Origin of the sequence: Pelomonas sp. KK5, from assembly GCF_001984095.1 — a bacterium.
GTDB lineage: Bacteria > Pseudomonadota > Gammaproteobacteria > Burkholderiales > Burkholderiaceae_C > KK5.
In genome coordinates, this window is record NZ_LYVQ01000618.1 from 1 (window position 1) to 202 (window position 202).

General features: G+C 69.8%; 1 protein-coding gene. It reads left to right on the top strand.

Going from position 1 to position 202, the window contains the following annotated elements:
* The coding region (locus B0W88_RS34335) for a hypothetical protein (protein ID WP_158081019.1) at positions 1-202 on the top strand (202 nt) is incomplete at both ends.

The window sequence follows — 202 nt, forward strand, 5'->3', positions numbered from 1 at the left end:
GCAGCGACACGCTGAACGCCCTCACCAGCAGCCAGATCCCCTCGCTGACCAGCAGCCAGGTCGCCGCCATCGGCACCGCTCAGGTCGCCACGATGACGACCGAAGACGTCGTCGCCCTGGGCACCGCCGGCCTGAAGGCGATGAGCTCGGCGCAGATCCATGCGCTGACCACCGGCGACATCGTCGCCCTCACCTCGGCCCA